Raw genomic sequence first — 19,789 nt, forward strand, 5'->3', positions numbered from 1 at the left:
CTTAAAGCGCAGCAATGAAGGCGTCCTGCACGAATGGCACGGACGCGACATTGTTTGTGGTAGCGGCGGGGCGCATGCGAGCAGCATTCGCCGCAGCGCCGAGCGTGTAGGTTGAAAGATAGGTTCGGCGCGCAGGCATCTGCGGGTCGATGGTGATTTCGGTGCTATCCGGGTTGACGACCGTATTTCCGACCATGATAGCGGGCGTGAACGTGTGCCGGTCAGGATCGAAGAAATCCAGCGTGTATTGCGTCTGGATGCTTGTGGTCGAAAATCCGAGCGGAAAGCTTTTGCTGACTGCCCGCATGCTGTTGCGGTTGCGGGCAACACGCGAGACCGCTTTCTGGTCAAGCTGGATCATAGGCTGCAAGTCCGCCGTACCCATCATGACCATGCGCAATTCCACCGAGGCAGGTAAGCCCACAAGCGGGTTCGTCGTCGGGTCGCCGTCATCCAGTTCCGTCCAGACGGTCGAACCGGATGGCCGGATTTCCCAGCCAAGTGTGCATCCGCCCGGCACCCAACCCGCAAAAAGCATGTCGATCTGCGTCATGCCGTCCGCGAGGTTGAGAGCCTGCATGGGAATGATCGTGCGAGGGCTGCGATAGCGGGCGGCATTGAGCCGGAAGCAGATATCCGTCTCCGTTGACCCCTGAGCAAACGCACCGTCTGTCGTCAGGAACTGCGTTCCGCCCGTGTACTTGTTCGACCCGGAAATATGCAGCGCGTGTGCGCCGGTCGTCACAGTCACGAAAGCATACCGCTTTCCGCTTTCCAGCAATGTGATGGGCAATTCCACCTTGTTCCAGCCGACGGTAAGCTCCGCATGTTTCAGCATGCCTTGCGCCAAAACCGCATCAAAACGCGGCACGCCACCGGTCGTGGTTTCCACGATGAACACATGAACATCGCCGTCGATACCAACGCGAGCAAATGACAGGTCCAGACTTGTGACCTGCATAGGCTGAGCAACCAGAAAAGACTGCGCGCAAATTGAGCCGTTGATGCCAACCTCTTCGGTGACGTACTCCCAATAAGGTTCGCTGTAGATTTCATAGCGCACCTGACGAACGCCATAGGTTTGGTGGCCGGGGCCATAGTTGCCGCCGACATAGACCACTTCAAAGGTCTCGCCGCCGACATTGAGCATCTGCCCCACCCTGGAATCACCGCCGAGGCCAGCCCAACCCGCCGCGTTTTCACATGCGCCCATGGTCGGGCCATAGGTGAGGCGCACGCGGGACGCCTCCTTGCGAACCAGCGTGGTCTCCGTATGCACCAACTGCGAGATGTTGAGCGTGGCATCCAGCGAGGTGTTCGCAATGCGCGTCACCTCGTCAAAGGCAGGCACCATACGGCGACCACGAAAATGAATCTTCGGATCGTCTTCGGCCTGCACTTCAAGCCTCGCCTGCGCTTCGGCTGCGAAACCGAAGCGGACGCCCTCTTCAATACGGGCGAGCCAATCGACATGTGTCGTATCCCAACGGTCGGGAATGAGCGCATCATCGAAAACATAGGCACGCGCCTCGTCCGGCAGATCGACTTTCAGCCGGGCCGCGCCTATATCGCGTTGCATCTGGCGTATGATTTCACGGCGGGGAATTTCTGTGAGCTTGGCGGTGATGTTGACGATCTGCGTTTCAATCGTCTCGGTCCGCATAAAAAGGCCGTCCAGATCGACTTCGAGCGCTGCAACGCGGCCTTCCACTTCGAACAGGGTTTTCACCCGGTCGCCATTGCCCGGCTCTATGGCATCGATACCGGTCGATTTCAGCAGTACGAACGCGATGCAGGCGTCCGTGGATGCCACAACGGGCTTGGCCGGAACCGGGTTCGCTTCACCCGGCTGCACGATCAATTCGACAACGCGGCGGATTGTCTTCGGCGTCGTGCGGTTGACGATGACACTGGTTTCCGGATCGTCCGAGGTTTCGAACGGGCGGGTTGCGGTGTCGATGACTTCCTTGCCGCGCAGCAGGACAGCGACCCAACGCTGGTCAGATGCGGCGACGGGAATATGAATCTGGAGGTTCATATCCTTTGGCGCTTCCTGCGCATAAACGATTTCCCCGGCAACGTAGCGGCCAGCCGAGACCGTGATTTCCTGTGCCGATTTACGCGCGACGGTAAATGCGGCCCAATGGGCAGGATAGCCGATGGCATCCAGCCAAAGACCATCCGTTGCGGCCTGCGCTTGCAAGCCGATGGCTTCGAAATCTGCATGATCGGCGATTTCAGCTTCTGCAAAGGAAGTACGCTGCATGTGTCGTTACCCTCAATCCAGCCGCTTGCGATCCATGTAACCGCCGATGGCATGGCTTCCGTCGATGAAAATATTGTCGTTAAAGGTGATGCCGCGCCGCCACGCGAAAGACACCGAATAAAGCGTCTCGGGCGTCTTGGCGGTCGTCATGGCGCGTTTGGCGCGGCGGATAGGCTCAAGGTTGATGGCCGTCATCGCCGCCCGCCCGAAGGCGCTGCGGCCAATTTGAAAGCGGTTCTTCGGCGCTCTCAGCGTGACGCGAACAAGGTAATGCGCAACATAGGGCTGATGCGCTATCGGTGTCCGGCCAATCACCGCGCGCCCGAAGGTGAAGCGGTTCGGATGCGCAATGCGATCCACGATTTCCGCATCAACAAACGCAAGGTAGCGTTTCAGCCCGGCAAGCGTGCCTTTCAGCGCACCCAAGGGGGACGCGGGATAGAGCGTCGAAACCCCGGCACACTGCGCAATCATTTCCCGCTTACGCTCTTCGGTCCAGTCATCAAACCAGAGATCGACCGAATGATGCACAGCCAGCCAAGGCAGAAACTGCGCGGGCGTCTGGTATGGGTCCATCAGAACCGCGTAAGGTATCGGCAGATCATCCGACATACCGGCGGCAAGCGCCTTTTCGAATGGCTCCGCCGACGATGGCAGCAACACACCTACGTCGCTCATGCCCGCACCTCGACAGCGATGCTAAGGCTGGTCATCACCGGCACCTTGTAGGCGTCGGGCTGGATGACGACCGGCGCGAGGTCGCGCACCCTGATAACGCCGTCACCAAATGCCGCCCCCGAAAACAGTGCTTCGGGGATTTCGCCGCCGATCAGGATGCGGGCGGTCGCCGCTGCGGTAACACGCTTTTCCGCTTCCTGTCGGACGATATCGGCAGACGGCCCGACCGCCGGAATTTCGAGGATAAGCGAGACCGCATATTCCGTCCGCCCGGCGGCCATGACCGATATAGCCACAGCTTCCGGCGCACGGTTCGGGTTCGTTACCGACGCCCGGACTGTATCCAGCTCCAAGGCAGTCGGAAGCCTGCCCATCGGGCCGATGACAACAACATCCGTGTCACCGCGACGGCCATGGACAGCCCGGCCATTCACCCGCGCATCCCAAAGCCCAAGGGCCTTGTCAGCAGATTGCGGCCAAGCCGTCCACGCATCATAAAGGTAACGACCGGCAGAACCGGCGGACGGCAGATCGTAGGACAGCAGATAACGACGCAACAACGCGTCATCGCCTTCCATGATCGCCGCCGCATTCGCGGTTGCAGGAACCACGGTGAGGCGGACTATGTTACGGTTTGCGGCGATGGCATCCAGATTGGACCCCTTCGCATATGCCGCCAGAAGCGACCGGAAGGTATCGTTGACGTTCTGCCGGTCCAGAAGGCGCAGGTATGACCAAGCTTCACCGACGACGCCCGCCGGGTCTGTTTCGAGATCCTGCACGTCATATTCCGGTAGCGACGGATCGACCGACCGCAGCGTGTTCCAGAATGCGAGGAAGCGGGCCTTGAATTCGCTGTACAGCGTTTCGAAATCCAGCAGGCTAATCGCATCGGGCAACGGCAGGCGCGAAACATCAATCGTCGTCGGTGCGTAAATCGCCATGGTCATTTGCCCGGATAAATGACGCGGACGCTGGCGCTCTCCGCAATGGAGTAATCGCCGCGATGGCCGCGAGGATAATAGGTGCCGAAGATATCGAGCGCGATGACGCCACCGGCATCCGCTTTGGTCACGCGCCCGGCAGTCATGCGGAAGCGCGGTTCCCATTCGAGGATTGCCGTTGCGGCAGAAGAGTAGAGCGCAAGCACGTTCCGCCGCGTCATCTTGCCGTCGATAAAATCAGGGACATTGCTGCCGAAGGTCCGGCGCATGACGCGCGAACCTTTCGGCGTTCTAAGAATTTTGCGGATTGATTGTTCCGTATGCGGCCAATCATTCAGCGGTGCGCCGGTCTGACCGTTTACGCCGGTTGAGCTTGCCATGGGCGCTATCCTCTTTTTCAGGGAAAACGACATTACCGAAGGGCGGCGCAAGCTCGCGGGCTTCGTCGTCGGTCAGGGGGATGATTTCGCCAGCCAACCGCCAGCGCCCGGCGATTTCGCAGCCGGTTCGAACCTTGTAGTTTTTCATGGGGTTTCCTCAGTCCACCGCGAAGACTTTTCCCGAGCCTTCGACAATCGGCCACTTGCCCGACGAAGAACCGGACATGACGTGCACAAGGTCGCCAATCCGGGCGACACGCTTGCCGCCGTCACCGCCAAGTTGCACGTTCGGCGATTCAACGATCACCTTCGGCGAAGTGATTTTCACCCGCCCCGCAGCGGCTTCAATGACGGTATCGTCAATCTTGATATGGAGCGGCGCGTCACTATTCTCGCGGGCGTTGTCGTCGCTATAGGTGGAAAAATCTATCTGCGCGTCGGTCATGTCGCCGTTTTCGGAAACAACATCCACTTGTTCGCCGACGCTGTAGAGAACATCGACTTTGACGCCACCGGCAGCAAGCGTCCGCGCCTTGATCCAAGGCGTGAGATACGGCTTTCCAGCCTGTTCCGACAACTTGACGCGGTATTTAGATTTGTCGTCGCTGACTTCCGCAATCGTTCCCTTGCGCCGTCGGTTGCGGTTGCGGCGCTCAAGTTCGGCCATGCGCACATAAAGGTCTGTGATCTGGTCCACCAAACTGGCCATCAGGGGGATACCTCGTAAGGCGTGATCAACATGGCGTCGGCCTCGTCATGGATAAGGCCGTATCGCCGCATGGCGGTCTGCAATTCGCTGGCGTTGCCTGAAAGCTGCGCACGAATGAGAGCAATTTTTTCCGCCATGGAAGGATCATTCGGAGCAAGGTCACTTTCGCACTTGACGAGGAACCGGGCGAAAGGCGAACCCGGCTTGAGCGGTTCCCCCCTCAAAGGTTCGGCCACCATATTGGCGGTGATTTTCAGTTGGTGCGCGGCAAGCCGCACGCCGTTAGTATCGCCGCTGATGCGCGAGCGCGATGCGGATTGAAACGACGAACAGAGAGAGCGGAAGATTTCCGCCCATTTGTTCTCCGAGTCATTGAGAGCATCGCCGGTTTGGCGAAGCGCCATATCAAGGTGAAACTCAAACGTCGCGTCGGTCGCGGGCATTCCGAGAATAACGCTTTCGTCCGTCTCGGTATCGGTGACGGCGTGCGCCGTGGTCACGCCAGCTTCAAAAACGATATCGAGTTGCCCCGGCGATGCCAGCGAGCGAAGCTCAAGGCCTTCTATCAATTTCGAACCGTCCGTGTAGACGGAGATGAAAGGCTTATCCTTATCCGTCCGCAAGGAGCCATCGGCAGCGATATCGAGCACGCCGATTTCGCTGTCCAGCACGTTGGAACCGACAACCGTGTTTCCCTTGATCGCCTCCACAGCGGAGATGCGGGCAGCAAAACGGATGAAGGACATGCAGGCTCCTAAAGTTCTTTCAGGGCAACAGCGATAAGGTTGCTATGCCGGTCACTGACAAAATCGACCAACCAAACCGGTTCGCCTGCCCGATCCATTGCCCGCACCTTGTCTCCGGTTTTCAGCGCCGGGCCTTCGTAGGTGGAGCGGTCAATAAAGAGTACGGCATCCGCCGCAGCGAAACGGACGCGATGCGGACCGCTAGCGGCATTGCCTGCCGGTCGCGTTGTGTCGTCTTCGGTGTGCAGGGCTTCGCAGCGGATGACGATCTGCGGGCGGTCGGGGTCAATCTTGCCGTTCGCCATGAACGACAGGCGGACCGTCTCGCCAAAAGCGCCGCCAACCTTCCGGTCAACGGCAGCTTCCAGTTTTCGCCAGTCCACCATCTTACTGATGCAAGATGAGGTCGCCGGTCGCCGAAGGATTGGCGGCGACGGCGGCGGCGTAACCGACCTTGGTGTTTGCGCCAGCATTATCGGCGGTGGTCAGCTTGGCACCATCCCAATAAAGAAGTGCGCCTTCGGTCCATGCCTGCGCATTCGTTTTGGGCAGCGTAAAGACGCCTTCTCGCGCGATATTGACGCGCTGGCCAGCCTTGGCGGAAAATTGCGCCACTCCGAAGAGCTTGCCGACAAGAACGCCATCGCCGGAATTGACATCGGCGGGCGCGGTGACTTCCACCGTATCGGCGGGGCCTCGATAATTTTTCATGGTGATCTTCCTTGCGATCAACGTGACAGGAAAGGGAGAGCCGGGCGGCTCCCCCAACGAAGTCGGGCAGGCGGCTTACGCTTGGCCGGGGTTGTGGTAGCCGAAGCGGAAATCGGTCGCGCCGCAACCGAAGTCGTGTTCCACCGACATGCTGAAACCCTGCGAGCCGAATGGTTCGTCCATGCGAACGCGCGGAGCCTCGTAACCTTCGAGGTAACCCCATCGGTAATTGGAGCCGGTCGAAGGATCGGCGAAGAGGTCCCAGGAATTGTCCGCGATCTGCGACGTTTCCACCAGTTCGAACTTGCCGGAGAAAATATTGACCGTGGAAACCGTGGCGGGCGTGATGGATGCGAGCAGCTTTTCCGCATCGGTCAACTGGTTCGGGCCGACCAGCATGATACGCGCCGGGTTTGCGAGCAACGGCTTGCCATCCAGAGAGGTTTGCCGACCCATCGACTTGCGGCCTTCGCCGACGCTATCGACAGTAATCGCAGAACCAGCAGCAGCAAGGTTCTTATGGTCAGCATGGAAGACGGTTTTGCCGTCCGCAAGCTTGCCGTTGAACGCACCGCCGTAAAAGGTGACTTCTTCGAACAGGGCAACCGAAGCGCCGTAGCTCGTCAGCAGTTCGGCGATGGCGCCAAGATCGTCATTGATGAGCATCTGGCGGCTGATATTCAAGGCGATGGCGTAACTGAAAGCCTGCACGGCTTCCTTACCTTCACCGAACGAACCGAACTTGATCTTGCCGTTTTCCAGAATCTTTTCCAGCATCGGGAAATCGCCGGTTTTGACGATCGTATCCGGGCGGAAGTCGCGGAAGTTCTTCTTGCGGGTGAAGCGCTTAAAGGTCGGCTGCGCCAGTGCGTAGCGCTGTTCCAGCGTGCGATTGACAGCGCCTTCAAAAATCACCGGGAAATCAGAAGTCGAATGCGCGGCACGGCTGAAGATGTTGTCGATGTCGCGGGCATTCAACATGCGGCGACCGTGGAAGTTCACGCAATCGGCAGCGATATCGACCAGACCTTGGCCCATATACTGGCGGGCGGCAGCAGACGGACCGGCCTGCGGGACCGGCGCGCCGAGACCGTATGCAAGTGCTTCCACACGGGCCGAACGGATGGTATCGGCTTCGTCATTGCCGACCTGCACGCGAACGCGGCTATCGGTCGGCGTGGTGCGTTCACTGGTCACCATGTGATCCAGAAGCAAACCCCGGAAGCTGTCCAGAGAGGTGCCGGAGCGAATATGGTCACGACCAAAGCCCGCTTGCCCGGCACGCTCCGCCAGTTCTTCGATAGCAGTCACGCGCTCGCGTTCGGCACGAACAGCATTCTGCGCGATGGCCTGCGGGTTGTTGTCGGCAGGCGTCGGCGCATTTCGCTCCGCATTTTCAAGCGCGGTGATCTCGGCACGAACGCCATCAAGTTCGGCGATAATGTCCGTGTGATCCTTTTCGATGGCGCGGGCGGCTTCATCGGACAGACCTTCCACCAGTTCCTTGCGCTTGTTTTCGGCGCGCGTGGTGAGGTCGGTAGCCTTCGCCCGGAGTGCGAGCAGTGCCGGGGTGGCCTGATAGACATGATCCAGCATGCCGCGCGTCTGCACGAATGCATCGTGTCCGATCAGCGAGGCCGCGTGGGAAGGGTCGGCGGAAAGAATGGTGAAGGCGAGACCGAAGCAGACGATTGCGGCGACGGTCGCGAAAACATATGCAGCCTTTTTCATGGCGTGCGGTTCCTTTTGTATTACCGGGCAGGACAAGCGCCGTCGCCCTGCATCCCCGGTGGAAGTCAGGCGGCGAACTGGAAAATTTGGAATGAGTGTTAGGCGAAGCGGCGTTCGGCTTCGGCCATGCGCATGCGTGCGGCCCGAAGGTCGAGACATGACGCGGACTGGATAGAGAGCGGGAACGTGGCTTCGCTGGATCGGACCTGCGCGCCGGGATCGGCCGGTACGGTCACAAATGAAATCTCGTTTGGCGTCCAGCGCTCCACGAAAATCTTTTCGACCTCGCCTTTCTTCGCCGCTTCCTCCACCCGGATTTTATCAATGGAATAACCCACCGACACATTTTTGATGATCTTGTCAGAGACCAGCCCGAACATGCGGTCGGCGGCGAGATCAATTCCGGCCTTGGGGAAACGGATGGTCGCCCATCCTTCGCCCTTTTCGATCCACGCCCGTTCAACAACAGCGATCTGCGAGAATGTGGACCACCGGGAATGGCTGTCCAGAACTGGCGCACCCAAGTTCATCCGCGTCAGGTCCAGCGCCCGTTCGCTGACGACAAGGATTTCATCGAACGGGACAGCCGTATCCCACCCGGTATAGCGCAGGCGGCGCACCGCAGCGCCGGTCGTGAATACCAGCGTCACGGTGCGCGCCTCCGCATCGATCGAACTGACATTCAGGTCTTGGCCGCGAACCTGCATCGGCAGGGACGCGGGCGCTTTGCGCAGTTCAAGTTTCGTCATCGTCGGGGTCCTTGTCGTCTTCCGACTTGTCGTCGGGCGGATCGTCTTTTTCGTCCCGCTGCTGCGCTTGCCCGGCCTGAGACATCCGCCGTGGGTCGCTGTCGAGGACAAGCTTGCGCTTGTCGATTTTCTTGTTGTCGGACTGGATTTCATCCAGCACGTCATCCGGGTTTTCGCCCATTTCGGCTATGACGCTGGATAGCGAGCGGAAGCCCGACCGCACTTCCTTGATGCGGGCGTTCACGTCTTTCAGCGGGTCAGCTGAATAGAAGCGCGGCGGCGACCATTCCACGGCAACCTTGGGCGAACTGATGATTCCGGCGAAGTACGCGGCTTCGCAGAACCAATCCCAAATAGGCTGTAGCAGCATCGGAATGATGATGAGCCATTGAACGGCGGAGATCGTCCGGCGAAACCCTTCCAGCCCGATCTTGCTGGACGAATAGTTCACTTTGTCCAACCGGCCCGACATGATGGCATAGGGAACGCGCCAGCCCGCAGCGATGGTGTGCAGCATAGATGCCTTATAAGGATCATAGCTGTCCGTCACTGCCGGTTGCGAAAACTCCATGCCCCGGCCACCAACGGCATTATAGAACATACCGGGTTCGAATTTCTCGACGCGCCTGCCGTTCACATCATAGATGCCGGGCTTGGCTGGACTGTTATCCGCCATAGGCATGCCAAGCTGGTCGCCTTCGTCGCCGCCGGTCATCACGCCAACAAGGCAGGCTTCCAGCCGCTTGCGCGTCAATTCCGCTTGCTCGTAAGACGCCAGATCGTAGGTATCGGCCATCGCTGGCGTACCCCACGGCGCACCCATGACCTGTGTGCGCTGCTTTTCGAAAGCGTGGGCAATGTCGGACGCAGGAACCGGCTTCGAAACAATCGTGGACTTCGGGTCGAAGAAGCTATTGCCCGGATGCGAACCGAACATCCAGTAGGCGCGCTTCCTGCCTATGGCATCAAATTCGATGCCTTGGATGATCTTGCCACCATCGGAAAGAACGCCTTCTTTGGTAGTGTCGATCAGGTCCGGTTCCAGCACCTGCAATTGCAACGGGACGGGCAAACCCTCTTCCAGCCTGCGACGGCGGCGGCGAACAAGGCCGTTCCCGCTTTCGAACATTTCGCGGGCCGTCAGGTTGACGATACCGTTGAAATCAAGATCGCCGTCCGCATCACAAACCTTGCTCCACTCCGCGAAAAGCTTGTTGAGCTTTTTATTTTTCGAGCGCGGAATAATGCCGTCGCCGATGGCGTGGGTAACAAGTTCGTGGATCGCCTTCGCAGCATAAGGATTGTTGCGGGCGAGATCGCGCATGCGGTTGCGCAGGGTCCGACCGGCGCGCGCAATTTCTGCGTCCGCCGATGTTGATGGTGCGCGCCTGCCGGATTTCAGGCGACTGGTTTCTGCGCCAGTGTAATCGCGAAGAGCATTCATCGCGAAGCGGCTTTTCGCGCGCCGAAGGCCAGCTTCGGGCGAGAAATAACCAATGGTCCGGTCGAGAACGTTAGCGAGGCTCATCAGTCGAGCGCCGCGTAAATGGTCCGGGAGCCGCCCGACCGAGTGGATTTCAGGGCGGCGAGAGCCTCCCTCATATCTTTGAGAGAGTGATATTCCACCTCGCGGCGCGTGCCGCCAGAGTGGAATATCACCTTTCGCGCGCCCATTGCGATTGCATCTTCAAGCGCAGCAATTTGATCGTCTGTAGTCGCCATTATGCAAGCCACTCCGGTTTCGCGATTTCTTGTGTGTAGGTTGCGACCGCCGGTTCCGGCGGTGTCGAAAGCTCGCCCTCGCGGTGCGCCCAATTGGCATTGACCATCTGGCGGGCGGCGAAGGCATAAACCGTGCAGTCAAGCGCCTCATGGCGTCGGCCCGGTATCGGAACGAACTGTCTGCTTGGCTGGCCGCGCAAATAGCGGACTTCCATTTTTTCGCCTGCAAGCTGCTCGTACCAAACATCCGGCAGGTCTTTCGAAAACCGGATGGACTTGGGCCGCGCCAGCCTGCCGAAAATGTGGCTCTTGATGCCATCCACGCCGACGATGAAAAGCCGTCCGCCCTTCACGCTGGTCTTGGAGCGCTCAATCCATGGCCGGTTGCCCGCAGCACCCTTGATTGCCAGAACACGGCGATTGAAGCGCGGGAACGCGAAGCGATAGACCGTTTCCATGGTCTCGCCGTCCGAGCTATCGACGCAAACGGCATCGACCTTGATCTTGCCGCCAAGCGGATGGTCCCATTGCGTCGTCAGGGCAACGTCCAGTTCGGCCCATGTGGTATGGTCATCATAGCGACCCCACACAACGGTATGGCCGAGAACATAGGGGATGCCCTCTTTGTCCCAACCGACGAAGGTTGCTTCCAGACGATCATCCTGCACGTCCACGCCGACCGTGATAATCAGCACTTGGATCGGGATATTTTCCAGCCCGAAGTCTTCGGCGCGGCCCCCAAGCTCGATATCGTCCAGTTCGTCGCCGTCCTCTTTCCACCCTTGGGCAAGAATGGTGTTGACGAAGGTTTGCAGCGTCGAAGGGTCGTTTTTGACCGTGACGAATTCGCGCGCCAGCCGCCCCCAGGAGGCGTTAGGCAAAAGCGATATCAGGGCGTTCATGCGGAAACCGGCATGATCCTTGATTTCCGGTCGAAGAGCGCGCCAGCGGCCATTCGCCACCATGCCCGGCTTGTGCCGTTCCTCCACAACGGAACCGCATTCGACGCAAACATAATACGCCTTTTCCGGTTCGCCTTCGGGCCAATGGATATCGGCCCATGTGATTTCATGGAAGTGACCGCACTCGGGGCAAGGCACCTCATAAATACGCTTGTCCGATTGCTCATAGGCCCGCAATACATGGCTGGTCGCCTCGTACACAGGCGTCGAACCCATGACAATCTTGCGGTCCGCAAACGACAGCGTGCGGCGTTCCGCCAGCAGGATCGGCGAACCTTCCTTCGTCGCATCCATGCCGTCCGCCTCGTCAATGAAGAGGATGCGGACATTGTGACGGCGCAGGTTGCGCGGTGCCTTTGCGGCAATGACTTTCAGGAACCCGCCGGGAAAGCGACGGGCAAGAAGCGTGTTGCGTCCGCCTTCGCTGGTATCACCGGTCAAAAGACCGCGAAGCGCTGGCGAGGCATCGAAAATCGGTTCAACGTCCGAAACCATATAGTCGCGGCAGTCGGCCTCTGTCGGCAGAAGCGAAAGGATCGGGGACGGGTCGTTCGAACAGAAGCTTGCCATGGCGCTGGTCAGCAGCGTCGTGAAGCCGACGCGGACCGGCTTGACCAGCGTTACCCGCTCAATCGCGCTATCGCCAATGGCGTCGGCAATTTCACGCTGCGGGGGCCACAGCCGAACCTTGCCGGTGAGCGATGAAACGCCTTCCGGCAAATGGACGGTATGTTCAATCCATTCCGACAGCCGAAGTTTCGGCGGCGGTAACAGGCTGTCCCATACCGCTCGCCGCAATGTCGCCAGCGCCGTTGTCATCGTCCTCGTCACCAAGTTCGGTAAGCGCCGACCGGATTTCCTGCCCGATCAGGTCCACATCGTAGGTCGTGAGATGCGGCAGCATCTGCCGACAGCGCGAAGGCACAGACAGAACAGCGTTGCGGATGCGTCGGCCTATCGAAACCCACTCGTTTCGCACGTCCGTCATCGAAATCAGTTCGCCGCGCATCGCCGCGTTTTTCATGGCCGTCTGGTCGGCCTGTTCTCGCGCGAGTCTGGCGCGTTCGGCGGTCAGAACATCCGCGCCGTCGCCGCCGCGACCGGCGGCAACACCACGCAAATGCTCACAATAAAGCTGGATGGACTGGCGAAGATCGAAGCGATTCCGTTCTGTCTTCACCACGATTCCACGCTCTACGAAATCCGAGACCGCCCGCTTCGAAACCTTCAGCAGTTCCGCCAGTTCGGATGCGGTGATTTCGATATCGAGCGAGGGCTTTTCCGGTTCGGCAGGTGCCGCTTCGTTAAGCAGCGGGAGGCTTTCGCCAGCTTCCGCATGTTTCTTGTGCGATTTGGCCGCGAAACTCGGGCTGACGTTGAACTTTGCCGCCGCCTCCCGAACCGTGTGGCCTTCATCCATGAAGGCCACGACCTGTTCACGCAACTCGTCAGGATAGCTCTTTGCCATCTGATTCCGATTCCATCGAAAGGGCGGTGGAACCCCCCTATAATTTTCTTCACAGAGCGAAATCCCGCAGTCGCCCACACCCGCTACTTGGCCTCTTTTGGGGGAGGACCCGACCGAGGGGGGTATGGGGCGGGTCGCGACCGGGGGTCGGGGTGGCCGGTCAGGGGACCAGCTTGGCAAGGGCGGCTTCGACCCGCTCTTTCAGCAAGGGCGCTGCTATGCGCTGGAATGCTTCGGCTGTTGCGCCGCTGGTCATTTCCTTCGGGATGAAGACCCCCGAGCGGGCGAAGGTAATCTTCGTGCCGGAGCGGTTGAGCCGGTAATAGGCATGGCCATTGAACTGCTCCACCGGCTTACGGTCGGGGAACTGTCCACCCCGCAGGAACGCGCCGGGATAGAGCGTCGGCTTTCCGAATGGTCGCGCCACGACACCGGCTTCGGTTTCCTTCGGGCGCAGATATTTGAGGCGAATGTTGCCGCCCCGCGTGGTCATGTCATAGACGTACCGGCCCGGCTTTGCGGTTGCCGGATTGCCGATGGCCTTAACGATGGTGGCACGCGGCAAGCCCGTCTGTTTCGTCAATTCGCGGATGACAACGGTTTTCGTCCTGTTGCCGACCTGATTGACGATGCGGGGTAGAACGGTCGGGAAGCGCCGTTTCAATTCCGCTATCCGGTCGCCGTACTCCGCAAGATTGCGGTCGGCCCATTTCATGGACAGAACAGCCATCGTCAGATTTTCCCGGAAGTTGCCTACACCCTACGCAAACGAAAAAGGCGACCGGGTTAGGGTCGCCTTTGCTCAAGTCCGCCGATGATATAGCTGTCGCACTGGCCTTGAATCGGTCTCTCTGGCGAGAGGGTCAAGGCAGGGTCTACCCGGCATACCCGCGTGGGAGGTTTTAACTCCACTCGCCGGTCGAGACCGACGCGCTTGCACAGGATCAGCAGATCATCCTGCGCTATGCATAGTCACAACTTTTCGAGCAATGCAAGAGAGGTTTCAACAGGGGTAACAGCACCAAACATCTCTACGGCGACAACAGCCCCGCTCGCAATCCGCTCCCCGTCAACCACCTTATCCTTGCGCAGTTTGGTGACGTGGCCAGTGAAACCGGCAAACGGGCCGCTGCTAAAGCGAACCCTATCGCCGCGCCGAAAGCTCTTGCAGTGCTCCAAATCAAGGTCAAGCTCTTGAGTACCGAAGAGCTTGAATCGATTCATTTCCTCGTCAGATACACGATGCGGCGTGATCATGCCGCCGACGAAGCCCGCCACACCTTCCAGCCGGGCAATTCCGCAGACTGCGGCGGGAGAATACACGATGTTGACCAGCACATAACCGGGCATCATCGGGCGCAAAACATCATGGATAACCCGGCCACGAACGACCTGTTTACCGCAGTTCTCCATGGGCAAAAAAGTTTTGACACCGGCTTTGCTGAGGGCGTCCTCAACAACTTTTTCCGCCTTGTGCTTCGTCTCCACCACGAACCATTCGTGTTTTCCCGGCTGATTCTCCGCCGCCATTGAAAGCATGGTGACGTTGAGTCGCTTCGTGTTCCGCATCTGGTCGAACAGAGACGCAAAGCGCGTCAGGTCATAAAGCTCCGGGTTAACCGGCTTGCTGGCGGCATAAATCTTCACGTCATGCATCATTGGAGCGTCCCTCGTTGATGGAGATAAGGAAATTGGAAAGCGCGGCATCTACTGCCGCTTCGAGATCGTCAGCCCCGTCATCGACCGGGGGGAAATAGACCCATTCGGGCGGATGCTCGATAAAGGGCCAGCCGTTGCGCTCATGCAGGCGTTTCCAGACCGCGAACACATCGCTGTCACGATGCACCTGCCGGAAGTCCTGCACAAAGGGGAGCAGCGCCAGCGATGTGGTGTACGGCTCACGGCGGTTAGCATGGTCCCGCATGGCGTTGACGACAGGCCAGCCATTGTCACGCCGCTTTTCGTGCAAAAGCTGTTCGCGGGAAATCATGCCCTTGGCGATGCGGGTTTCGTCAAAGCTGGTCACGTTAAAGCGCCCGGTCGGCTCTTTCGACAGAGCTTCAAGGCGCGTCCCCATCCAGAGCTTGCCGCACACCTTGGCAATGCCGCGCGTCTGGACAGGCTCCGCAAGAACGTGTTCCGGCAGGTCGCGCCAGTGGCGGTTTTTGAGATAGACCGCTGCGGCCATGATATCGGCAGGTTTAGCCCAGCGGAGATAAGCGGGCGTCCGCTCCACACATTCCGCCCGATCTTCCGGGGAAAGGGCGAACCACGCATTGCGGGCGAATTCAACGTCACCCTTCTTCCACGTCGCAAACCAGAGCGTGAAGGCGTGCTCTATCTTTTTTCGATCAGCCTTTTTCAAAACTCCCTCTTCCGCGCCAGCGGCTGGAGAGTTTTCTGGAATGTTAGTTGGAAGATTCTTATCTTGGTGGAACTCCTCCACCACCTTCGGGTCGTCATTTCCACCACCTTCGGGAACCATTTCCACCGCCTTTTCCGGCGAACGTGGTGGAACGGCTCCACCACCTTGGAAGGTGCTGGCATCGTTGGAACGTGGTGGAAGATTTCCACCACCTTCATTTTCTTCACCGCTCGCCGCATTGCCGGAAAGGTCGCGGCCCGGCCAGCGCGCAACATATTCGTTCCGCTTCCATTTCTGACCGCGAAAACCGTGTTGCGTGACGACGATCCAACCGCTCTCTTCGGCGATTTCGAGGTGTTTCAGGACGGTTTTCTTATCGAGGCCCGTCAGGTCCACCAGTTCCGAAATCGGCGGATAACAGGAACCGCCGGTCGCATCCATTTTCAGGCCAAGCGTATGCAGCACAAGGCGCGTGATCGGCGGCAGGCCGGATTTACCGACCGCGTGACGCCAAGACCATGCGCGCGACATTGCGCCGTGATCCGGTTCCATCACTTTGCACCGCCTTTCCGCACCACGTCGCGCAGGAATGAGCGCACAGCATGGACGCCGAGAACGACCGTATGCGGCAATCCGCCGTCCGGCAGGCGCGTGGCGTTGATGGCTGCGAATTCGACGTCCAGCGCGTCCACGCCGAGCGTAAAATGCGCTTCCTGCAAAACACGGCGGATTGTGGTGTGGTCGCGATAGATGACGCCCTGAGGCGCGCGCAAAAGCCAGTCCGCGCGCGCCGCGTCCGTCTGGCAGTCCGCCAGAATTTCAACAATTGGCATAAGATCGGTCATCGGCTGATTTCCCGCTCTACCTTGCGTGCCAGAACGCGGTAGCTGTCCATCGCCTTGCAAAGATCACCCTGTGCCCGCCGCTGGTCGGCAGCAGCCTTTTCCGCGCTGGCGGTCGCGTCCTCGCAGGCGCGGAAAGCAACTTCCATCTGCGCCGTTTCTTTCAGGAACTCGTCATAAAGCGGGTTCGAGCCTGCCGGGCCGAAGAATTGTTCACGGACCTGCGCAACCCAATCTCGCGGCACACCCAAATCTTTCGCCACGGCAGAATCCGTCCAGGGGGATTTGTAGGCGTCTTTGGCGTAAACCTCATCCAGCTTGTCGTTGATAATGCGCCGGTCCTCGCGGCTCATTTCGCGGGGCTTGTCGGCAATCGTCGCTGCGGTGTCCGCCATGGCTTTCTGTCCTTTACGCTTGGAAGGGCTGGCGTGAAGCGGGCAGAAATCCTTGCGTGGATTGCTCCCGACCACCCATCCCTTGTTCTGAAAATGCTGAATTGCCGCGATTGGCGGCTTACGGGTTATTCCCGTTTGATGCGGAAAGTAGGCCACCCCGCCACAGCAGGCGCATGCGATCCGCATGGCCTTCGTGGACTTGTCGCCGTAGGAAATCGGAACCTCTGGAAAGTTGCGGTCGCTCACACGGAAACCCTCTTTTTCCACACGTCGAAATCCGCCCGCAGTGCGATGAAAACCGACTGCGCGCGTTCGTCCGTGTTGAGTTGTGTTTTGCTGGCGATGCCGATCAGGCTCTTGAGTACCGTGTCAGCATGGTCTTGGTTGTAAATCGCGCGCGTCTGGTCCCGCATTTCAAGGAAACGGTGAAACAGCGGTTCCGCACACAGCAGTTCGGCCAATGCGGCAAAGTCACCCTCGCGAAGACCACCTTGCCGTGCCTGCGCGCCATCGTGCCGAACGCGAATGGCTTCGTATGAAGCGAGGCGTTCGCGCGCCGCCCGAACTGCATCTTCATTCTCTGCGGAAATCGCCGCCGCAAGCCGTAGCTTTGTCGTGTGAATAACCGGGCCAAACCGATCTGTTTCGATGGCGCCAAATTTGACCGCAAGCGCTCGCTTCGAGGTGGCGATATCGAAATGAACCCAACTGGCATTTCGATGTTTGCCAAACGAAAGAACAGGATGCCCCTGAATCCACTTGCGCTGCACGCCTATGCGATCCGCCATGGCAAGCAGTTCGTGATCCAAGTCCGCCCACATGTGACACATCACCATGTTGCCAAACGGGGCGCGCATGTCGTCAACGTAAACGCTCATGCCTCCTCGCTTTCCGCCGTCGCGGCGGCTTGCTGCGGCTGGAAATCCTTCCAGTCCACGCGGCGGACAATGGTGGCGCTGCCGTAGTTTCCGGCCTCGTCACGCTCCCAAACAAACCACGCGGTGTTCATGCGGCTGCTGGCCTTGTTTCCGTCCCATCCGTCGCGGTGCATCATCGGGAGGCGGCGCTTGAAAACGTAGACGCGCGCGGGCGGGCAATCATCCATGACGAAATTGCGGTCATCGTCCGCGAAGCCGCAAAGGAAATTCAGATTGAGCAAAAGCGCCATTTTGCGCGGCTTGTAGACGCGCAGGGCGTAGGCCACGAAGGCATTGAGTATATCGCCGTAAGGCGGATTGGTGATGATATCGTACGAGCCGGCTTCCGGCGGCTGCGAGGTCAAAAAGTCCTGCACAGCCTGCAATTCGCCGTTGCTGTCCGCCGTGGCGTAGTCGTTAATATCTGCCAGAACCACGCTGTAGTGGAACGCTTCCAGCATGCGCGAGATGGCACCGCGTCCGCAGGCCGGTTCAAGCACGCACGCGGTGAATTCTTCAAGTGCCAGCAGAGTAAACATTGCTTCCGGCGGTGTTTCGTATAGGTTTGCGCCGCGTTCTTCCTTCGTGGCACTGGCCGTGCCGACTGCGGCGCGAAGATTGGCCTTCGTCGGCTCCAGCCCGGCAGCAAGCCGCGCCTGAATCGCCCGCTCGACAATGCCGGGTTCACGATGTTCCGCCGCCGCCAGCTTGCGGGCTTCGTGGATTTCCTTGCGGGAAAGCCCAGCCTGTTCCGCAGTAAAAGCGTTCTCGTCGGGAACGCTTTTCGGTCGGCCTTTAAGCGTTTTCCCTTGGGCTTCCGCTTCGTCCCATTTGTCAGCGATGAGGATTTTTGCACGGGCTTCGATCAACAGAGCGTCGGCCTGCATACGCCGCGCCTTAGCAACAAGCTTTTCGGTTGCGCCGATCTGTTCGGCAAATTGCGCGGCGGTCTTGGCCTGATTATAGGCGACAGACGCGACGATGCGGGCGTTGATGATATCGCCATCATCAAGAAGCGCCCGCGCCCGTTCTACCGTGGCGACCAGCCCGGAAGCGTCAGCGACCGGCACCACGGCTGTTTCCGTTTCGCGTTCCGGCATGTCGCCCGGCTCCGCAATGCCTTCCAGCATCGCCAGCATTTCGCGCGCGCGGTCGGTCGGATAGTAGGTTTTGCCATCCTTCTTATCCCGCGTCAGATAGCCGTTGCTCACGGACTTATTTGCTGCCGTCCCCTGCTGCTGCGTTTCCACGGTCACGGTCCCGTCGCGGACGGCGGCAGTGATGACGATAAGCGCACTTGGGCCTGGCTTGGGGAGCTTGACTTGCTTGTAAGGGGCCATCAGTGCGCCCTCATCAAACGGTCAAGATATGCCTGCCCCAAGCCGGTCAGCTTGGCGGTGTCGCCATCGGCGGTTACATGGAGGTATCCGCAGCGGCGGCACTCTTCGGCGAGAATGTGGAAAGCAGCGCCGAGTATGGACAAATCTACTTTGCCGCCCTCTAACTTCACATGCCGCAAAAAGCCCCTCGCACGTTCGGACAAGGGGCGCTTCATCAGTTCGGAGATGGCGGGATCGGTCAGACGCTTCATTCCGCACCCCCGACAACACTAAGCCCGACCTTCTGACCACCCTTGGCTTTCACACTGGCGAGAGCCTTGCGGAATGCGGCCAGACCGGCTTCCAGTTCCGCCGCGTCACGGTCCATTTTGGTCGCTTCGGCTGGCGTCACCACCATGTCGGCGATAGCAACCGCGCCGCCGGAAATCAGATCGCCAGCCTTGCGGACCATTTCGGAATAGGTGACGACGACGCACTGTTCGGCGGCGCGCTCATTTTCCGGGTCGGCCAGCCGCCGCCCGTTAAGTTCGGCCATCGCAGAGGTGACAACCGGCACGCCACATTCGCTTTCAAGCGCGTAGACTGCATGCAGCGGCATCAACTCCGGGTCGGTCGCATTGTTCATGCGCCCGATGTGGCTTTTCGAAATAGAGGAAATCTCCGCCGCACGCTCGATGCCGCCCACGAGGCGGATAAGGTCACGTTGCGCGGCTTTGATACGGTGAAACCATGCGTTTGAAATCATGAGACAATACCTTTCCCGCGCCGGGAAAATCCCGGCGTTTTTCCCGTGGTGGGAATTGATTGGAGATGAGAGTTTCAGGGCGTCAGGAAGTTATGGAGGCCCACATGCAAAACGAGAGT

The 19,789-nt window shown here is 59.3% G+C and carries 24 protein-coding genes; all 24 read right to left on the bottom strand.

What is annotated here, in order from left to right:
* Window position 1 precedes the first annotated feature (1 nt).
* Window positions 2-2,266, bottom strand: a complete 2,265-nt coding sequence (locus HQN82_RS09575) for a hypothetical protein (RefSeq protein ID WP_173614812.1) — start codon at window positions 2,264-2,266, stop codon at window positions 2-4.
* A gap of 12 nt (window positions 2,267-2,278) precedes the next feature.
* Window positions 2,279-2,944, bottom strand: coding sequence for a phage tail protein I (locus tag HQN82_RS09580; protein ID WP_173614813.1), 666 nt, complete (start codon window positions 2,942-2,944; stop codon window positions 2,279-2,281).
* The gene (locus tag HQN82_RS09585; RefSeq protein ID WP_234904849.1) at window positions 2,941-3,888 is read right to left on the bottom strand and encodes a baseplate J/gp47 family protein; all 948 of its coding nucleotides are present in this window, start codon (window positions 3,886-3,888) and stop codon (window positions 2,941-2,943) included. The genes HQN82_RS09580 and HQN82_RS09585 overlap by 4 nt, the downstream gene beginning before the upstream one ends.
* A gap of 2 nt (window positions 3,889-3,890) precedes the next feature.
* Window positions 3,891-4,268: a GPW/gp25 family protein gene (locus tag HQN82_RS09590; RefSeq protein WP_173614814.1), complete on the bottom strand. Its 378-nt coding sequence runs from the start codon at window positions 4,266-4,268 to the stop codon at window positions 3,891-3,893.
* A complete protein-coding gene (locus HQN82_RS09595; RefSeq protein ID WP_173614815.1) occupies window positions 4,219-4,416 on the bottom strand; it encodes a hypothetical protein in 198 nt (65 codons plus the stop codon). The genes HQN82_RS09590 and HQN82_RS09595 overlap by 50 nt, the downstream gene beginning before the upstream one ends.
* Window positions 4,417-4,425: 9 nt before the next feature.
* Window positions 4,426-4,977, bottom strand: coding sequence for a phage baseplate assembly protein V (locus HQN82_RS09600; RefSeq protein ID WP_173614816.1), 552 nt, complete (start codon window positions 4,975-4,977; stop codon window positions 4,426-4,428).
* A complete protein-coding gene (locus HQN82_RS09605) occupies window positions 4,977-5,723 on the bottom strand; it encodes a hypothetical protein (RefSeq protein WP_173614817.1) in 747 nt (248 codons plus the stop codon). The genes HQN82_RS09600 and HQN82_RS09605 overlap by 1 nt, the downstream gene beginning before the upstream one ends.
* Window positions 5,724-5,731: 8 nt before the next feature.
* Window positions 5,732-6,109, bottom strand: a complete 378-nt coding sequence (locus HQN82_RS09610; protein WP_173614818.1) for a hypothetical protein — start codon at window positions 6,107-6,109, stop codon at window positions 5,732-5,734.
* A gap of 1 nt (window position 6,110) precedes the next feature.
* A complete protein-coding gene (locus HQN82_RS09615) occupies window positions 6,111-6,434 on the bottom strand; it encodes a DUF2190 family protein (RefSeq protein WP_112495633.1) in 324 nt (107 codons plus the stop codon).
* A 75-nt stretch (window positions 6,435-6,509) separates the two neighbouring features.
* Window positions 6,510-8,165, bottom strand: a complete 1,656-nt coding sequence (locus HQN82_RS09620; protein ID WP_173614819.1) for a phage major capsid protein — start codon at window positions 8,163-8,165, stop codon at window positions 6,510-6,512.
* Between the two features lie 98 nt (window positions 8,166-8,263).
* The gene (locus HQN82_RS09625; protein WP_112154917.1) at window positions 8,264-8,914 is read right to left on the bottom strand and encodes a hypothetical protein; all 651 of its coding nucleotides are present in this window, start codon (window positions 8,912-8,914) and stop codon (window positions 8,264-8,266) included.
* Complete coding sequence (locus HQN82_RS09630) at window positions 8,901-10,442, bottom strand: phage portal protein (RefSeq protein WP_173614820.1); 1,542 nt, start codon at window positions 10,440-10,442, stop codon at window positions 8,901-8,903. The genes HQN82_RS09625 and HQN82_RS09630 overlap by 14 nt, the downstream gene beginning before the upstream one ends.
* A complete protein-coding gene (locus tag HQN82_RS25760) occupies window positions 10,442-10,636 on the bottom strand; it encodes a phage head-tail joining protein (protein ID WP_112200667.1) in 195 nt (64 codons plus the stop codon). Before HQN82_RS25760 ends, HQN82_RS09630 begins: the two co-directional genes overlap by 1 nt.
* The gene (locus HQN82_RS09640) at window positions 10,636-12,417 is read right to left on the bottom strand and encodes a phage terminase large subunit family protein (protein ID WP_173614821.1); all 1,782 of its coding nucleotides are present in this window, start codon (window positions 12,415-12,417) and stop codon (window positions 10,636-10,638) included. The genes HQN82_RS25760 and HQN82_RS09640 overlap by 1 nt, the downstream gene beginning before the upstream one ends.
* The gene (locus HQN82_RS09645) at window positions 12,332-13,066 is read right to left on the bottom strand and encodes a MerR family transcriptional regulator (RefSeq protein WP_234904850.1); all 735 of its coding nucleotides are present in this window, start codon (window positions 13,064-13,066) and stop codon (window positions 12,332-12,334) included. Before HQN82_RS09645 ends, HQN82_RS09640 begins: the two co-directional genes overlap by 86 nt.
* Window positions 13,067-13,226: 160 nt before the next feature.
* Window positions 13,227-13,796 carry a hypothetical protein gene (locus HQN82_RS09650; RefSeq protein ID WP_173614823.1) on the bottom strand — a complete coding sequence of 190 codons (570 nt, stop codon included), beginning with the start codon at window positions 13,794-13,796 and terminating at the stop codon, window positions 13,227-13,229.
* A 242-nt stretch (window positions 13,797-14,038) separates the two neighbouring features.
* Window positions 14,039-14,725 (bottom strand): transcription termination/antitermination protein NusG, encoded by a 687-nt coding sequence (gene nusG / locus HQN82_RS09655; protein WP_173614824.1) that lies wholly within the window; start codon window positions 14,723-14,725, stop codon window positions 14,039-14,041.
* Window positions 14,715-15,983 (bottom strand): helix-turn-helix domain-containing protein, encoded by a 1,269-nt coding sequence (locus HQN82_RS09660; protein ID WP_173615013.1) that lies wholly within the window; start codon window positions 15,981-15,983, stop codon window positions 14,715-14,717. Before HQN82_RS09660 ends, nusG begins: the two co-directional genes overlap by 11 nt.
* Window positions 15,983-16,276, bottom strand: a complete 294-nt coding sequence (locus HQN82_RS09665) for a hypothetical protein (RefSeq protein WP_173614825.1) — start codon at window positions 16,274-16,276, stop codon at window positions 15,983-15,985. The genes HQN82_RS09660 and HQN82_RS09665 overlap by 1 nt, the downstream gene beginning before the upstream one ends.
* Window positions 16,273-16,668, bottom strand: a complete 396-nt coding sequence (locus HQN82_RS09670) for a hypothetical protein (RefSeq protein WP_234904851.1) — start codon at window positions 16,666-16,668, stop codon at window positions 16,273-16,275. The genes HQN82_RS09665 and HQN82_RS09670 overlap by 4 nt, the downstream gene beginning before the upstream one ends.
* 242 nt (window positions 16,669-16,910) lie before the next feature.
* The gene (locus HQN82_RS25510; RefSeq protein WP_345791256.1) at window positions 16,911-17,546 is read right to left on the bottom strand and encodes a DUF4031 domain-containing protein; all 636 of its coding nucleotides are present in this window, start codon (window positions 17,544-17,546) and stop codon (window positions 16,911-16,913) included.
* Window positions 17,543-18,925 (bottom strand): SAM-dependent methyltransferase, encoded by a 1,383-nt coding sequence (locus tag HQN82_RS09680; protein WP_173614826.1) that lies wholly within the window; start codon window positions 18,923-18,925, stop codon window positions 17,543-17,545. The genes HQN82_RS25510 and HQN82_RS09680 overlap by 4 nt, the downstream gene beginning before the upstream one ends.
* Complete coding sequence (locus HQN82_RS09685) at window positions 18,925-19,176, bottom strand: hypothetical protein (RefSeq protein ID WP_142841007.1); 252 nt, start codon at window positions 19,174-19,176, stop codon at window positions 18,925-18,927. The genes HQN82_RS09680 and HQN82_RS09685 overlap by 1 nt, the downstream gene beginning before the upstream one ends.
* The gene (locus HQN82_RS09690; RefSeq protein WP_112967340.1) at window positions 19,173-19,670 is read right to left on the bottom strand and encodes a hypothetical protein; all 498 of its coding nucleotides are present in this window, start codon (window positions 19,668-19,670) and stop codon (window positions 19,173-19,175) included. Before HQN82_RS09690 ends, HQN82_RS09685 begins: the two co-directional genes overlap by 4 nt.
* Window positions 19,671-19,789 lie beyond the last annotated feature (119 nt).

The sequence above is a fragment of the Agrobacterium pusense genome (assembly GCF_013285525.1).
In the GTDB taxonomy this organism is placed as follows: domain Bacteria; phylum Pseudomonadota; class Alphaproteobacteria; order Rhizobiales; family Rhizobiaceae; genus Agrobacterium; species Agrobacterium pusense.

Coding starts and splice junctions, on each gene's coding strand:
- HQN82_RS09625 (WP_112154917.1), bottom strand. CDS start 8,914: ATGACGAAACTTGAACTGCGCAAAGCGCCCGCGTCCCTGCCGATGCAG.
- HQN82_RS09690 (WP_112967340.1), bottom strand. CDS start 19,670: ATGATTTCAAACGCATGGTTTCACCGTATCAAAGCCGCGCAACGTGAC.
- HQN82_RS09650 (WP_173614823.1), bottom strand. CDS start 13,796: ATGGCTGTTCTGTCCATGAAATGGGCCGACCGCAATCTTGCGGAGTAC.
- HQN82_RS09645 (WP_234904850.1), bottom strand. CDS start 13,066: ATGGCAAAGAGCTATCCTGACGAGTTGCGTGAACAGGTCGTGGCCTTC.
- HQN82_RS09590 (WP_173614814.1), bottom strand. CDS start 4,268: ATGGCAAGCTCAACCGGCGTAAACGGTCAGACCGGCGCACCGCTGAAT.
- HQN82_RS09605 (WP_173614817.1), bottom strand. CDS start 5,723: ATGTCCTTCATCCGTTTTGCTGCCCGCATCTCCGCTGTGGAGGCGATC.
- HQN82_RS09575 (WP_173614812.1), bottom strand. CDS start 2,266: ATGCAGCGTACTTCCTTTGCAGAAGCTGAAATCGCCGATCATGCAGAT.
- HQN82_RS09665 (WP_173614825.1), bottom strand. CDS start 16,276: ATGACCGATCTTATGCCAATTGTTGAAATTCTGGCGGACTGCCAGACG.
- HQN82_RS09620 (WP_173614819.1), bottom strand. CDS start 8,165: ATGAAAAAGGCTGCATATGTTTTCGCGACCGTCGCCGCAATCGTCTGC.
- HQN82_RS09600 (WP_173614816.1), bottom strand. CDS start 4,977: ATGGCCAGTTTGGTGGACCAGATCACAGACCTTTATGTGCGCATGGCC.
- HQN82_RS09680 (WP_173614826.1), bottom strand. CDS start 18,925: ATGGCCCCTTACAAGCAAGTCAAGCTCCCCAAGCCAGGCCCAAGTGCG.
- nusG (WP_173614824.1), bottom strand. CDS start 14,725: ATGATGCATGACGTGAAGATTTATGCCGCCAGCAAGCCGGTTAACCCG.
- HQN82_RS09670 (WP_234904851.1), bottom strand. CDS start 16,668: ATGGCGGACACCGCAGCGACGATTGCCGACAAGCCCCGCGAAATGAGC.
- HQN82_RS09595 (WP_173614815.1), bottom strand. CDS start 4,416: ATGAAAAACTACAAGGTTCGAACCGGCTGCGAAATCGCCGGGCGCTGG.
- HQN82_RS09660 (WP_173615013.1), bottom strand. CDS start 15,983: ATGGAACCGGATCACGGCGCAATGTCGCGCGCATGGTCTTGGCGTCAC.
- HQN82_RS09640 (WP_173614821.1), bottom strand. CDS start 12,417: ATGACAACGGCGCTGGCGACATTGCGGCGAGCGGTATGGGACAGCCTG.
- HQN82_RS25510 (WP_345791256.1), bottom strand. CDS start 17,546: ATGAGCGTTTACGTTGACGACATGCGCGCCCCGTTTGGCAACATGGTG.
- HQN82_RS09580 (WP_173614813.1), bottom strand. CDS start 2,944: ATGAGCGACGTAGGTGTGTTGCTGCCATCGTCGGCGGAGCCATTCGAA.
- HQN82_RS09615 (WP_112495633.1), bottom strand. CDS start 6,434: ATGAAAAATTATCGAGGCCCCGCCGATACGGTGGAAGTCACCGCGCCC.
- HQN82_RS25760 (WP_112200667.1), bottom strand. CDS start 10,636: ATGGCGACTACAGACGATCAAATTGCTGCGCTTGAAGATGCAATCGCA.
- HQN82_RS09585 (WP_234904849.1), bottom strand. CDS start 3,888: ATGGCGATTTACGCACCGACGACGATTGATGTTTCGCGCCTGCCGTTG.
- HQN82_RS09685 (WP_142841007.1), bottom strand. CDS start 19,176: ATGAAGCGTCTGACCGATCCCGCCATCTCCGAACTGATGAAGCGCCCC.
- HQN82_RS09630 (WP_173614820.1), bottom strand. CDS start 10,442: ATGAGCCTCGCTAACGTTCTCGACCGGACCATTGGTTATTTCTCGCCC.
- HQN82_RS09610 (WP_173614818.1), bottom strand. CDS start 6,109: ATGGTGGACTGGCGAAAACTGGAAGCTGCCGTTGACCGGAAGGTTGGC.